Annotated in this window: 11 protein-coding genes; 3 read left to right on the top strand and 8 right to left on the bottom strand. The window is 69.3% G+C overall.

What is annotated here, in order from left to right; translation table 11 throughout:
* Nucleotides 1-65: 65 nt before the first annotated feature.
* The 3 genes from aspS to IEX47_RS16685 are packed head-to-tail and all read right to left on the bottom strand — an operon-like array spanning nt 66 to nt 3,906.
* Nucleotides 66-1,838: an aspartate--tRNA ligase gene (gene aspS, locus IEX47_RS16675; protein WP_188785150.1), complete on the bottom strand. Its 1,773-nt coding sequence runs from the start codon at nt 1,836-1,838 to the stop codon at nt 66-68.
* Entirely contained in the window at nt 1,835-3,187 is a 1,353-nt protein-coding gene (gene hisS, locus IEX47_RS16680) for a histidine--tRNA ligase (RefSeq protein WP_188785151.1), read from the bottom strand. The genes aspS and hisS overlap by 4 nt, the downstream gene beginning before the upstream one ends.
* An 8-nt stretch (nt 3,188-3,195) precedes the next feature.
* Complete coding sequence (locus tag IEX47_RS16685; RefSeq protein ID WP_188785152.1) at nt 3,196-3,906, bottom strand: MBL fold metallo-hydrolase; 711 nt, start codon at nt 3,904-3,906, stop codon at nt 3,196-3,198.
* Between the two features lie 93 nt (nt 3,907-3,999).
* Here IEX47_RS16685 and IEX47_RS16690 point away from each other — a divergent pair, with 93 nt between their 5' ends.
* From IEX47_RS16690 to IEX47_RS16700, 3 genes are read left to right on the top strand one after another with little or no spacing between them, the layout of a single operon-like run.
* The gene (locus tag IEX47_RS16690; RefSeq protein ID WP_188785153.1) at nt 4,000-5,274 is read left to right on the top strand and encodes a DUF349 domain-containing protein; all 1,275 of its coding nucleotides are present in this window, start codon (nt 4,000-4,002) and stop codon (nt 5,272-5,274) included.
* A gap of 3 nt (nt 5,275-5,277) precedes the next feature.
* On the top strand, nt 5,278-5,754 hold the full coding sequence (locus IEX47_RS16695; protein ID WP_308423287.1) for a helix-turn-helix transcriptional regulator: 477 nt from the start codon (nt 5,278-5,280) through the stop codon (nt 5,752-5,754).
* Nucleotides 5,755-5,764: 10 nt separating this feature from the next.
* Nucleotides 5,765-6,172, top strand: coding sequence for a VOC family protein (locus IEX47_RS16700; protein ID WP_188785154.1), 408 nt, complete (start codon nt 5,765-5,767; stop codon nt 6,170-6,172).
* A gap of 6 nt (nt 6,173-6,178) precedes the next feature.
* Here the strand turns inward: IEX47_RS16700 and IEX47_RS16705 are convergent, their stop codons facing one another.
* The 5 genes from IEX47_RS16705 to secD form a co-directional block, all read right to left on the bottom strand.
* The gene (locus tag IEX47_RS16705; RefSeq protein ID WP_373289248.1) at nt 6,179-8,503 is read right to left on the bottom strand and encodes a RelA/SpoT family protein; all 2,325 of its coding nucleotides are present in this window, start codon (nt 8,501-8,503) and stop codon (nt 6,179-6,181) included.
* A gap of 127 nt (nt 8,504-8,630) precedes the next feature.
* On the bottom strand, nt 8,631-10,064 hold the full coding sequence (locus IEX47_RS16710) for a glyceraldehyde-3-phosphate dehydrogenase (protein WP_188785155.1): 1,434 nt from the start codon (nt 10,062-10,064) through the stop codon (nt 8,631-8,633).
* A 44-nt stretch (nt 10,065-10,108) separates the two neighbouring features.
* Nucleotides 10,109-10,672 (bottom strand): adenine phosphoribosyltransferase, encoded by a 564-nt coding sequence (locus IEX47_RS16715; RefSeq protein ID WP_188785156.1) that lies wholly within the window; start codon nt 10,670-10,672, stop codon nt 10,109-10,111.
* The gene (gene secF / locus IEX47_RS16720; RefSeq protein ID WP_188785157.1) at nt 10,669-11,868 is read right to left on the bottom strand and encodes a protein translocase subunit SecF; all 1,200 of its coding nucleotides are present in this window, start codon (nt 11,866-11,868) and stop codon (nt 10,669-10,671) included. Before secF ends, IEX47_RS16715 begins: the two co-directional genes overlap by 4 nt.
* Nucleotides 11,868-13,412, bottom strand: a complete 1,545-nt coding sequence (secD, locus tag IEX47_RS16725) for a protein translocase subunit SecD (protein WP_229662960.1) — start codon at nt 13,410-13,412, stop codon at nt 11,868-11,870. Before secD ends, secF begins: the two co-directional genes overlap by 1 nt.
* Nucleotide 13,413 lies beyond the last annotated feature (1 nt).

The following is a 13,413-nucleotide window of genomic DNA, read 5'->3' on the forward strand; positions in this document are numbered from 1 at the left end:
CGCCGTGGTGCGTGTCCGGATCGTTACTCGGTGACTGTTCTGTTGTGATCGCCAGGCGCGGCGCCTCAGGCCTCGGCGGGCTCCTCCGGCTTGGCGTCCACGCCGGCCTCGGCACGCTGCTGCTCCGTGATCGGAGCGGGCGCAGCGGTCAACGGGTCGTAGCCGCCACCCGACTTCGGGAAGGCGATGACCTCGCGGATGGAGTCCGTCTTGGTGAGGTGCTGCAGGATCCGGTCCATGCCCAGGGCGATGCCGCCGTGCGGCGGGGCGCCGAACTTGAACGCGTCGAGCAGGAAGCCGAACTTCTCCTGGGCATCCTCCTCGCCGATGCCCATCACCTTGAAGACGCGCTTCTGCACGTCCTCGCGGTGGATACGGATCGAGCCGCCACCGAGCTCCGAGCCGTTGCACACGATGTCGTAGGCGTAGGCCAGCGCGCTGCCCGGGTCGGTGTCGAACGTGTCGAGGAACTCCGGCTTCGGACCCGTGAAGGCGTGGTGGACCGCGGTCCACTCCCCCGCGCCGACGGCGACGTCACCGGAGGCGACGGCGTCGCCGGCAGGCTCGAACATCGGGGCGTCGACGACCCAGGTGAAGGCGAACGTGTCGGGGTCGAGCAGGCCCAGCCGCTTGCCGATCTCGAGGCGTGCGGCGCCGAGCAGGGCACGCGAGGACTTGGTGGCACCGGCGGCGAAGAAGATGCAGTCGCCCGGGTTGGCGCCGGTGTGGGCGGCCAGACCGGCGGCCTCGGTCTCGGAGAGGTTCTTCGCGACGGGACCCGTGAGGGTGCCGTCCTCCTGGACCAGGACGTACGCCAGGCCGCGCGCGCCGCGCTGCTTGGCCCACTCCTGCCACGCGTCGAGCTGCTTGCGCGGCTGGCTCGCGCCACCCGGCATGACCACGGCGCCGACGTACTCGGCCTGGAAGACGCGGAACGTCGTGTCGGCGAAGTACTCGGTGCACTCGACCAGCGGGTTGCCGAAGCGGAGGTCGGGCTTGTCCGAGCCGTAGAGGCGCATCGCGTCGGCGTACGTCATCCGCGGGAGGGGGGTCGGCACCTCGACGCCGATGGTGGCCCACATCGCCGTGATGACGTCCTCCATCATCTCGATGACGTCCTCCTGGTCGACGAAGGACATCTCGATGTCGAGCTGGGTGAACTCCGGCTGGCGGTCGGCCCGGAAGTCCTCGTCGCGGTAGCAGCGCGCGATCTGGAAGTACTTCTCGATGCCGCCGACCATGAGCAGCTGCTTGAAGAGCTGGGGCGACTGGGGCAGGGCGTACCAGCTGCCCGGGTGCATGCGGGCAGGCACGAGGAAGTCGCGGGCGCCCTCGGGCGTGGAGCGGGTCAGCGTGGGCGTCTCGACCTCGGTGAAGCCGCGGCCGGCCAGGACGTCGCGGACCGCCTTGTAGACCTCCGAACGCAGGCGGATCGCCGCGGCCGGGCCGGTACGACGCAGGTCGAGGTAGCGGTACTTGAGGCGTGCCTCCTCGCCGACCTCGATGTGGTCGTCGATCTGGAAGGGCAGGGCAGCCGCGGTGTTGAGGACCTCGAGCTCGGCGACGACCAGCTCGACCTCACCGGTGGCGATGTTCGGGTTCACGTTGCCCGCGGTGCGCGCCACGACCTCACCGGTCACCTTGATGACGTACTCGTTGCGCAGCGAGTGGGCGAGCTCCTCGTCGCGGATGACCACCTGGGCGATGCCGCTGGCGTCGCGCAGGTCGATGAATGCCACGCCACCGTGGTCGCGGCGACGGGCCACCCAGCCGGCGAGGGTGACGGTCTGGCCGACGTGCTCGGCACGGAGGGTGCCGGCGTCGTGGGTGCGGATCAAGACTGCTGCTCCTTGGTGATGACCTGGGGCTTCAGGTCGATGGTGGGTGGGGTCCAGGTGGCCGGGTCGACGGTCACCTGCTCCCCCGAACGGATGTCCTTGGCCTCGTACGTCGTGGCGCCCTGCTCGTCGGTGCGCTCGAAGAGGACGAACGGGATGCCGCGCTTCTCGGCGTACCTGATCTGCTTGCCGAACTTGTCCGCCTTCGCCGCCACCTCGGTGGGTACGCCGGACGCGCGGAGCTGCTGCGCGACCGCGTCGGCCGCGGGGCGCGAGGCCTCCTCGTTGAGCGCGACGAGCACGGCGCTCGGGACTGCACGCGAGCCGGTGAGGTGGCCCTTCTGCACGAGCGGGACGAGCACGCGGCTCACGCCGAGCGAGATGCCGACACCGGGGTAGGTGCTGCGGCCGTCGGAGGCGAGCGCGTCGTAACGGCCACCCGAGCAGATCGAGCCGAGCGACTCGAAGCCGGTCAGGCGAGTCTCGAAGACCGTGCCGGTGTAGTAGTCGAGGCCGCGGGCGATCTTGAGGTCGGCGACCACCTTGACGGTGTCGGAGGTGACCGACGCACAACCCGCGACGACGGCGGCCAGCTCGGCGAGGCCCTCCTCGAGGAGCTCGCTCTCGACGCCGAGCGCACGGACCGCGTCGACGAAGGAGGCGTCCTCGGACTCGATCGTGGCGAGCTGGAGGCAGAGGTCGGCCTGCTTCTCGTCGAGACCGGCGTCGGACTGCAGGAGCTCGCGGACCTTCTCGACCGGCAGCTTGTCGAGCTTGTCGATGACCTGCATGACCTTGTCGGTGTCATCAGCGCCGACGCCCTCGTAGAAGCCCTGGATCAGCTTGCGGTTGTTGACCTGCAGCCGGAAGCCGGGGAGGAACTCCAGCTGCGACAGCGCCTCGACCATGACCCGCGCGACCTCGACGTCGTGGTGGAACGGCAGGTTGTCGCGCCCGATGATGTCGATGTCGGCCTGCGTGAACTGGCGGTAGCGCCCCTCCTGCGGCCGCTCACCGCGCCAGACCGGCTGGATCTGCCACCGGCGGAAGGGGAACTCCAGCTTGCCGGCGTTCTCCAGGACGTAGCGCGCGAACGGCACGGTGAGGTCGAAGTGCAGGCCCATGCCCGCGTCACCCTCGGTGTCGTGGAGGCGCTTGAGCACGTAGACCTCCTTGGAGGTCTCGCCCTTGCGCAGCAGCTGGTCCATCGGCTCGACGGCGCGGGTCTCGATGTTGCCGAAGCCGTGCAGCTCGAAGGTGCGGGCGAGCGTGGCGATCACCTGCTGCTCGACGACGCGGTCGGCAGGCAGGAACTCGGGGAAGCCGCTCAGCGGCGTGGGCTTGGCCATGGGATGCCTCAGAGTCCTCGGGTGACGCGCCCTGCGTCGCCGGAGCGCAGCAGGTCGAGCAGGTAGGGGTTGGTCGCGCGCTCGCGACCGATGGAGGTCTGCTCACCGTGGCCCGGCAGCACGACGATGTCGTCGGCGAGCGGGAGCACCCTGTCGCGCAGGCTGGTCAGCATCTGCGCGTGGTCGCCACCCGGCAGGTCGGTGCGACCGATGGAGCCGGCGAAGAGCAGGTCGCCCGAGAACATCACCTCGGAGATCCCCTGGTCGCCGTACGGCGTGCGGAAGGCGACGGAGCCCTGCGTGTGGCCCGGCGCGTGGTCGACGGTGATCTCCAGGCCGGCGATCGACAGGACGTTGCCGTCACCGAGCTCGCGCACGTCGTCGGGCTCGGTGAACTCGTACTTGCCGCCGAGCAGCATCTGGGCGGACTCGCGTGAGATGCCCGCCATCGGGTCGGTGAGCAGGTGGCGGTCGGCCGGGTGGATCCACGCGGTGGCATCGTAGGTGCCCGCGACGGGGGTGACCGACCACATGTGGTCGATGTGCCCGTGGGTCAGCAGGACAGCGACCGGCTTGAGCCTGTGCTCGCGGATCAGCTCGTCGACACCGCTCGCGGCGTTCTGCCCGGGGTCGACGACCACGCACTCGGCACCGGGCTCCGTCGCGACGACGTAGCAGTTGGTGCCCCAGGAACCGGCGGGGAATCCGGCGATGAACACGTGGTGACCTCATCTGCCTCGAGTACTGCGGACCGTCAGAGCCTACCGATTGCCTGCCTTGCACCGGGACCCGTGTGACTACGATGGGCAACCATGAGCGAGCAGCAGGACACGACCCCCTCGGCCGCGCCCACTCCGGGAGCGTCTGCCGACTGGGGACGGGTCGCCGAGGACCGCACCGTCTACGTCCGCACCGCCGAGGGCGAACGCGCCGTCGGGCAGTACCCCGAGGGCACGCCCGAGGAAGCGCTGAAGTTCTTCACCGACCGCTTCGACGCGCTGGCCTTCGAGGTCGACCTGCTCGAGCAGCGGGTCAAGGGCGGTGCGCTGGGGCCCGAGGAGGCCGCCGGCTCGGTGAAGAAGGTCCGCGAGCAGGTTGTCGACGCCCACGCCGTCGGTGACCTCGACTCCCTCGTCGCACGGCTCGACGCGCTGGGCCCGGTGATCGCCGAGCAGCGCGAGGTCAAGAAGGCCGAGCGTGCCGCCAAGACCGCGGAGTCGAAGGCCCGCAAGGAGGAGATCGTCGCCGAGGCCGAGAAGCTCGCGACCTCCCAGGACTGGCGCAACGGCGCCAACCGCCTCCGCGACCTCCTCGAGGAGTGGAAGGGTCTCCCCCGCCTCGACCGCGCGAGCGACGACACGCTGTGGCGCCGCTTCTCGACCGCCCGCACGTCGTACACCCGTCACCGCAAGGCGCACTTCGCCGAGCAGAACGAGAAGCGCGACGCCGCCCGGGCGATCAAGGAGAAGCTGGCCGAGCAGGCCGAGGCGCTCGCCGGCTCGACCGACTGGGGCGGCACCGCAGGCGAGTACCGCCGGCTCATGCAGCAGTGGAAGGCCGCCGGTCCCGCCCCGCGCGAGGTCGACGACAAGCTCTGGAAGCGCTTCCGTGGCGCCCAGGACGCCTTCTTCGGCGCCCGCGACGCTGCCAACGCCGAGCTGGACCAGGAGTTCGCCGCCAACGCCGAGGTCAAGGAGCAGATCCTCGCCGAGGCCGAGAAGCTGGTGCCGGTCACCGACCTCGACGCAGCCAAGAAGGCGCTCCGCGACCTGGCCGAGCGCTGGGAGGCCGCGGGCAAGGTCCCGCGCGACCGCATCAAGGAGCTCGAGGGCCGGATGCGCAAGGTCGAGACGGCCGTGCGCCAGGCCGAGGACGAGGTCTGGAAGAAGTCCGACCCCGAGAAGTCCGCTCGCGCCGAGGGCGTCGTCGCCCAGCTCGAGGCCGGTATCGCCGAGGTCCAGGCCAAGCTCGACAAGGCGAAGGCGTCGGGCGACGACAAGCGCGTCAAGCAGCTCGAGTCCGACATCGCCAACAAGCAGCAGTTCCTGGAGATGGCCCGCAAGGTCAGCTCCGAGTTCTCCGGCTGAGCCGTGCTCTCCCCCGCAGACCTCCGGGCGCTGCGGCGGGCGCGTGACCTCATGGACCGCCGGTACGCCGAGCCACTCGACGTGCCGGCGGTCGCTGCGTCCGCACACATGTCGGCCGGCCACTTCCACCGCAGCTTCCGCGAGGCGTTCGGCGAGACGCCGTACGGCTATCTGATGACGCGCCGCATCGAGCGGGCGATGACGCTGCTGCGCGGCGGCATGTCCGTCACGGACGCCTGCTTCGCCGTCGGCTGTACGTCGCTCGGCTCGTTCTCGGCGAGCTTCACGCGGCTGGTCGGCACCACCCCGTCGGCGTACCGTGCCGCCGCGCTCGCGGGCGACCACGACTGGCTCGCCGCCCTGCCCGGGTGCGTCGCCAAGGTCGTCACGCGGCCCATGCGCCCCGCCGCAGCCGTGCCTGCCGAGGCCGCTGGAGATCGGTCAGGATCGGAGAAGCGCACCCCGCCCCCGGCCTCCTAGGCTCGCTGACATGAAGCTCTCACACACGTTCATCACCGTTGACGACCACGACAAGGCCCTTGCCTTCTACCGCGACCTCCTCGGCTTCACCGTGACCAAGGACGTCTCCATGGGCGACTTCCGCTGGGTCTCGATCGCCGCTCCGGGAACCCCCGACGTCGAGGTCGTCCTCGAGACCGTCGGCGGCTCCCCCGACACCACTCCGGCCGACCGCGAGGCCCTCTCCGCGCTGCTCGCCAAGGGCCTGCTCCGCGCGATCATCGTGGCCGTCGACGATGTCGACGCGGTCTTCGCGAAGCTCGAGGCGGCCGGCGCCGACGTCATCCAGGAGCCCTTCGACCAGCCGTACGGCGTGCGCGACTGCGCGTTCCGCGACCCGGCCGGCAACATGGTCAGGATCAACCAGCCGCTCGGCTGACCCGCCTCAGATCCGGTAGGCGTCGAAGACGCCGGGCACCCCGCGCACCGCCCGCAGGACGTTGTCGAGGTGCTTGGCGTCGGCCATCTCGAAGCTGAACTTCGACTTCGCCACGCGGTCGCGCGAGGTGCTGAGCGACGCCGACAGGATGTTCACGTGGGCGTCGGAGAGCGCCATCGTGATGTCCGACAGCAGCCGCGAGCGGTCGAGCGCCTCGACCTGGATGTTGACGAGGTAGGTCGCCTTGGCGCTGACCTCCCACTCGACCTCGATCAGCCGCTCCGGCTGGCCCTTGAGGTCGGTGGCGTTCGTGCAGTCGGTGCGGTGAACGGAGACTCCGCCGCCCTTCGTCACGAAGCCGAGGATGTCGTCGGGTGGCACGGGCGTGCAGCACTTCGCGAGCTTGACCCACAGGCCGTCGGCACCCTTGACCAGCACCGGCACCTCACCGGTGCTGGAGCCGAACGACCGTGGCGTGCGGCCTGTCCGGCCGGTGATCGTGACGCCCTCGGCGAGGTCCTCCGCGGCCCCCTGGTCGCCGCCGTGCAGCTCGATGACCCGGCGTACGACGGCGGCGGCCGACAGCTGGTGCTCGCCGACCGCGGCGTAGACCGCGGAAACGTCGGCGAGCTTGAAGTGCGCGGCGACCTCCGAGAGCGCCTCGTGCGACATCAGGCGCTTGAGGGGCAGGCCCTCCTTGCGCATGAGCTTCACGATCTCGTCCTTGCCGTGCTCGATCGCCTCGTCGCGCCGCTCCTTGGTGAACCAGTGGCGGATCTTGTTGCGCGCACGCGGCGACTTCACGAACGTGAGCCAGTCCTGCGACGGACCGGCGTTGGGCGCCTTGGAGGTGAAGACCTCCACGACGTCGCCGTTCTCCAGCTGCGACTCCAGCGAGACGAGCCGGCCGTTGACCCGGGCGCCGATCGTGTGGTGCCCGACCTCGGTGTGCACGGCGTACGCGAAGTCGACCGGTGACGCCCCGGCGGGCAGCGCGATCACGTCGCCGCGCGGGGTGAAGACGTAGACCTCCGCGCGGTTCATCTCGAAGCGGAGCGACTCCAGGAACTCCCCCGGGTCCTCGACCTCGGACTGCCAGTCCAGCAGCTGCCGGACCCAGGACATGTCGTCCTTGTCGCCCAGGCGCTCGGTGTCGACGCCGTTGCGGCCGTCCTCCTTGTACTTCCAGTGGGCTGCCACGCCGTACTCCGCGCGGCGGTGCTGCGCGTAGGTGCGGACCTGCATCTCCACGGCCTTGCCGTGCGGGCCGATGACCGTCGTGTGCAGCGACTGGTACATGTTGAACTTCGGCATCGCCAGGTAGTCCTTGAACCGCCCCAGGACGGGGTTCCACCGGGCGTGCAGGACACCGAGGACGGCGTAGCAGTCGCGGTCCTCCTCGACGAGGACACGGATGCCGACGAGGTCGTAGATGTCGGAGAAGTCGCGGCCGCCGACGATCATCTTCTGGTAGATCGAGTAGTAGTGCTTCGGCCGGCCGGTGACCGTCGCCTTGATCTTCGCCTCGCGCAGGTCCGCCTCGACCTGGGCGATCACCTCGGCCAGGAACTTGTCGCGTGACGGTGCGCGCTCGGCGACGAGCCGCACGATCTCGTCGTAGATCTTGGGGTGGAGCGTCGCGAACGAGAGGTCCTCGAGCTCCCACTTGATGGTGTTCATGCCGAGCCGGTGGGCCAGCGGCGCGAAGATGTCGAGCGTCTCGCGGGCCTTGCGCTCCTGCGTCTCCTGCTTCACGAAGCGCAGCGTGCGCATGTTGTGGAGCCGGTCCGCGAGCTTGATCACGAGGACCCGGATGTCGCGCGACATCGCGACGATCATCTTGCGGATCGTCTCGGCCTCGGCGTTGGCGCCGTACTGCACCTTGTCGAGCTTCGTGACGCCGTCGACGAGCTGGGCGACCTCCTCGCCGAAGTCGCGCCGCAGCTCCTCCAGGCTGTACGCCGTGTCCTCGACCGTGTCGTGGAGCAGCGCCGCGCAGAGCGTCGCCTCGGTCATTCCGATGTCGGCGAGGATCGTCGTCACCGCGAGCGGGTGGGTGATGTACGGGTCACCGCTCTTGCGACGCTGGTCGCGGTGGTAGTGCTCTGCCGTCGTGTAGGCCCGCTCCAGCAGGGCCAGGTCGGCCTTGGGGTGGCTCGCGCGCACGGAGCGGAAGAGCGGCTCGAGGACCGGGTTGGTGCCCCCGCGCTGGGGCGCACCGATGCGGGCCAGGCGCGTCCGCATCCGGCGCGCGGACTGCGCGCCGATCGGCTCGGGGGCCGGGGCCTGCGGCGTAGCGGGCACCGGCGTGGTGGAGCTGTCGTCGGTCACCTTTTCATCCTAGGGGCCACCACCCTCCCGCCGTACGCCGAGTGGTGACTCCCGTCATACGCCGAAGGCCCCGTGCCGCAGGCGAACCTGCGGCACGGGGCCTGTCGAGGTGACGTGCCTGACTCCGTCAGGCAGTCGGGAAGAGCGGGTACTCCACGCCGGAGATGTGCTGGACCACGCGGACCACCTGGCACGAGTAGCCGAACTCGTTGTCGTACCAGAGGTAGGCGATGGCGTTGGTGCCGTTCACGATGGTCGCGTTGGCGTCGAAGATCGAGGCGTGGCGCGAGCCGACGAAGTCGGTCGAGACGGCGTCGTTGGACGTGGTGAAGTCGATCTGGCGCTTGAGGTCGGAGTGCAGCGACGCGTTGCGCATGAAGTCGTTGAGCTCCTCCTTCGTCGTCTCGCGCTTCAGCGTCAGGTTGAGGATCGCCATCGACACGTCCGGGGTGGGGACGCGGATCGACGAGCCCGAGATGTGGGCGCCGAAGTCCGGCATCGCCTTCTTGATCGCGGAGGCGGCACCGGTCTCGGTGAGCACCATGTTGAGCGGCGCCGAGCGGCCACGACGGTCGCCCTTGTGGAAGTTGTCCAGGAGGTTCTGGTCGTTGGTGAACGAGTGGACCGTCTCCACGTGGCCGTGCACGATGCCGAACTCGTCCTCGATCGCCTTGAGCGGCGGGACGATCGCGTTGGTCGTGCAGGAGGCGCACGACAGGATGTTGTCGCTGGCCTCGATCGTGTTGTGGTTGACGCCGTGGACGATGTTCTTGACGTCGCCCTTGCCCGGCGCCGTCAGGACGACCTTGGCGACACCCGGGCGCAGGTGGTTGGAGAGACCCTCGCGGTCACGCCACTTGCCCGTGTTGTCGATGAGGATCGCGTCGTTGATGCCGTACTCCGTGTAGTCGACCTCGGAGGGGTCGTTGGAGTAGATGAACTGGATCTCCACGCCGTTGGCGATGATGACGTTGCGCTCTTCGTCGATCGAGATCGAGCCGTTGAACTGGCCGTGGATCGAGTCGCGGCGCAGCAGCGAGGCGCGCTTCTTGAGGTCGTCGTCGGAGCCCTTGCGCACGACGACGGCGCGCAGGCGCAGGCCGTTGCCCGAGCCGGACTTCTCGATGAGCAGGCGGGCCAGGAGGCGGCCGATGCGGCCGAAGCCGTAGAGGACCACGTCCGTCGAGCCCTCGCGGACCAGCTTGTTGTCGCCCGTGGCGCCGGCGACGGCCGCGGTCACGAACTCCTCGAGGGTCTTGCCCTGGCCGTCCTCGGCGTACGCGAGGGCGAGCTTGCCGATGTCGACGCGGGAGGGGCCGAGGTCGAGGCCGGCGAGGATCTGCAGGATCGGGAACGTGTCCTCGATGCCCAGCTCCTTGCCCACGATCTGGCGGACGTACTTGTGGGTCTTCAGGATGCTGATGACCGACTTGTTCACCAGCGACCGGCTGTGCACCAGGACGGTGACGTCGCGCTCACGGTAGAGCTGGCCGATGATCGGGATCATCGCCTCGGCCAGGGCCTCCCGGCGCTTCCAGTCGGCGAAGTGGTCAGACGTCACGTCAGTGCTTCTCTTTCTCGAACGGTTCAGTGAGGTTCAGGCGGTCAGACGGTACCGAGGGAGGTGACCGTCAGGCCCGGATTCGTCTCGCGTCCCGGAAGGAACGTGAGCTCCAGCAGGACCGAGACGGCGTGGACGGTGCCCCCGCAGGACTCGACGAGCTCGCGCGTGGCCGCGACGGTGCCGCCGGTGGCCAGCACGTCGTCGACCAGGAGCACCCGCTCGCCCGGCTGGACCGCGTCCTGGTGGATCTCCAGGGTGGCTTCGCCGTACTCGAGGGCATACGACACGGCGTGGGTCTCACGCGGCAGCTTGCCCGCCTTGCGCACCGGGACGAACCCGGCTCCGAGGGCGAGGGCGACAGGGGCGGCGAGGATGAACCCGCGCGCCTCCATGCCCACGACCTTGTCAACGATGACGTTGCCGTCCTCGTCACGTCCAGCAGATGCGAGAGCCGTCACAACCGCCGTGAACGCGTCGTGGTCGGCGAGCATCGGGGTGATGTCCTTGAACATCACGCCCGGCTGCGGGTAGTCGACGACGTCGATCACGCACGCGGAGAGAGCCCGCTCGACCTCGTCACGCACCTCCGGGGCGAGCACGCTCATCGGCCGTCGTCCTCGAGCTCCTCCGGGAGGTTCTCCTGCTCCTTGAGGTAGCCCTTCGGCAGCCGGTCGCGCGTCATCGGCCGCTGGGCCGCCGCGCGCTGCTGCTCGGGGTCGATGCCGTGGCGGGCCTGCTCCAGCGCCGTGGTCGTCGGGTCGGCGTAGACCGGCATGCCCTCGGCGAACGACGGCACGCTGGCGTACGGGTCGACCGCGGCCCGACGGGCGGCGGCGCGGCGGTTGATCGCCTCGACGTCGCCGTCGTTGCGCTTGAGCTGCACCACGAGCGGGGTCGCGATGAAGATCGAGGAGTACGCACCCGCGGCCATGCCGACGAAGAGCGCGAGCGCGAGGTCCTTGAGCGAGCCCGAGCCGAGCTGCACGACGCCGGCGTAGAGGATCGCGGCGACGGGCAGCAGCGCCACGATCGACGTGTTGATCGAGCGCACCAGGGTCTGGTTGACGGCGAGGTTGGCGCCCTCGGCGTACGACCGGCTGGCGGCCTTGCCGCCGGTGGTGTTCTCACGGACCTTGTCGAAGACGACGACCGTGTCGTAGAGCGAGAAGCCGAGGATCGTCAGGATGCCGGTGACCGTCGCCGGTGACACCTCGAAGCCGGACAGCGCGTAGATGCCGACGGTGATGACGAGGTCGTGGGCAAGCGCCACGATCGCGGCCACGGACATCTTCCACTCGCGGAAGTACGCCCAGATGAAGAGCACCACGATGACCAGGAAGACGATCAGGCCGAGGATCGCCCGGTTGAGGACGTCCTTGCCCCAGCTCGAGCCGATCGAGTCGTGGGAGATGTCGCCGACGTGGATGCCGACCGCCTTCGCCATGGCGGACTTCACCTTGGTGATGTCGTCGCTGGACAGCGGCTCGGTCTGGACGAGGATCGCCTTCTCGCCGGAGGTCGTGACGACCGGCTGCTCGGCGTCCTTGATGCCGAGGCCCGCCACCACGTCGCGGAGCTTGTCGGCGTTGTGCTGGGTCACCTTCTCCGAGGGCAGGCTGACGGAGTACTCCGTGCCGCCGACGAACTCGATGCCGAGGTTGAGGCCCCGGACGACGAGGCCGCTGATCGCGACGATGACGATGACCGCCGAGATGGCGTACCATCGCTTCCAGCGACCGACGAAGTCGATCGACCTGTGACCGTTGTAGAGGTCGTTGCCGAGGCGCGAGAACTTGCCCATCAGGCAGCCCCTCCCGTGATCGCTGCAGACGCCGGAGCGTCGACGCCGAGCGTCTCCGTGCCGAGGCCCGAGAGCTTGTGGCCGGAACTGAAGAAGTGGAACCGGCCCAGCCAGGAGACCGCCGGCTTGGTGAACCAGAAGAAGATCGCGAGGTCGATGACCGTCGACAGGCCCAGGGTGAAGGCGAAGCCGCGGACCTCGTCGATCGCGAAGATGTAGAGGACGAGCGCCGCCGACAGCGAGACCGCGTCGGCCGCCAGGCAGGTGTTCCGCGCTCGGACCCAGCCCGCTTCGACCGCGACGCGCATCGTCTTGCCGTCGCGCATCTCGTCACGGATGCGTTCGAAGAAGACGATGAAGGAGTCAGCGGTGATGCCGACCGCCACGATCAGACCGGCGATGCCCGGCAGGGAGAGCGTGAAGCCCGCACCCGCCAGCAGCAGCACCATGGCGTACGTCGACAGGCCGGCTGCGATGAGCGAGGCGATGACGACGAGGCCGAGGCCGCGGTAGTAGAGCAGGCAGTAGAGCATGACGAGCGCGAGGCCGACGATGCCCGCCCAGATGCCTGCGGAGAGCTGGTTGCCAGCGAGCGAGGGGCCAATCGTCTCGTTCTTCGGGTCGGACTCGAAGGCGACCGGCAGCGCACCGAACTTGAGGCTGGTGGCGAGGTCGGTGGCCTCGCGGAGGGAGCGCTGGCCCGTGATGCTCGAGCGCGAGCTGAGGTTGCCATCGACCATGCTCGGCGTCTGCAGCACCTTGCCGTCGAGGACGATGGCGAACGCCTCCTGGCCGTTGGAGTAGAGCGCCTTCGAGACCTTCAGGAACCGTGCCGCGCCGTCCTTCTTGAGGCGGAGGTCGACGAGGTAGTCGACCGCGTTCTGTCCCTGGCCGGCGCTCGCGTTGGAGAGGTCCTTGCCCTCGACAGGAGCCGCGGAGAGGAGGAACTTCCTGCCGTTGGCGTCACAGGCGACCATGGGCGTGCCCGGCGCATCGACGTCCTCGGAGGCCGACTTCTCACCGCTCTGCAGCGCAGCGCCGCCGCCCGGCGGACACGTGCTCTGCTCGAAGCGGGTCACCCAGGCGGCCGGCGGGGCCTTGCGCCACGCGAGCGCCTCCTCGGCGCGACCGCTGGCCTTGGCAGGCGTGCCGCCCCCGGTCGCGCACGGCCCGGGGTTTTCCGACGAGCACGCGATCAGGCGGAAGCCGAGCCGAGCCTGCCGCTGGACGATGTCGACCAGCTTCTGGTTGGACTTGCCCGGGATCGAGACGACCACGTTGCGGTTGCCCTGGCTGGAGACGTTGGCCTCGGCCACGCCGGAGCCGTTGACGCGCTGGTTGATGATCTTGACGGCCTCGGCCATCGCGTCGGGCTTCACGTTGGCCTCCTTGGCGCGCAGCGTGATGCGCTGGCCGCCCTGGAGGTCGAGCCCGAGCTCGGGCTTCCACGTGCCACCGATGGCCACGAGACCGAAGAGCACGCCGAGACCGGCGAGGAAGAGGATGAGGGTGCGGCCGGGCCGCGCCACCTTTGCTGCTGCCACG

It is taken from the genome of Nocardioides phosphati, from assembly GCF_014646375.1.
Taxonomy (GTDB): Bacteria; Actinomycetota; Actinomycetes; order Propionibacteriales; family Nocardioidaceae; genus Nocardioides; species Nocardioides phosphati.

Bases quoted from the DNA above. Each gene is read 5' to 3' on its own strand.
- hisS (WP_188785151.1), bottom strand. From the start codon at position 3,187: ATGGCCAAGCCCACGCCGCTGAGCGGCTTCCCCGAGTTCCTGCCTGCC.
- IEX47_RS16690 (WP_188785153.1), top strand. From the start codon at position 4,000: ATGAGCGAGCAGCAGGACACGACCCCCTCGGCCGCGCCCACTCCGGGA.
- IEX47_RS16700 (WP_188785154.1), top strand. From the start codon at position 5,765: ATGAAGCTCTCACACACGTTCATCACCGTTGACGACCACGACAAGGCC.
- IEX47_RS16715 (WP_188785156.1), bottom strand. From the start codon at position 10,672: ATGAGCGTGCTCGCCCCGGAGGTGCGTGACGAGGTCGAGCGGGCTCTC.
- secF (WP_188785157.1), bottom strand. From the start codon at position 11,868: ATGGGCAAGTTCTCGCGCCTCGGCAACGACCTCTACAACGGTCACAGG.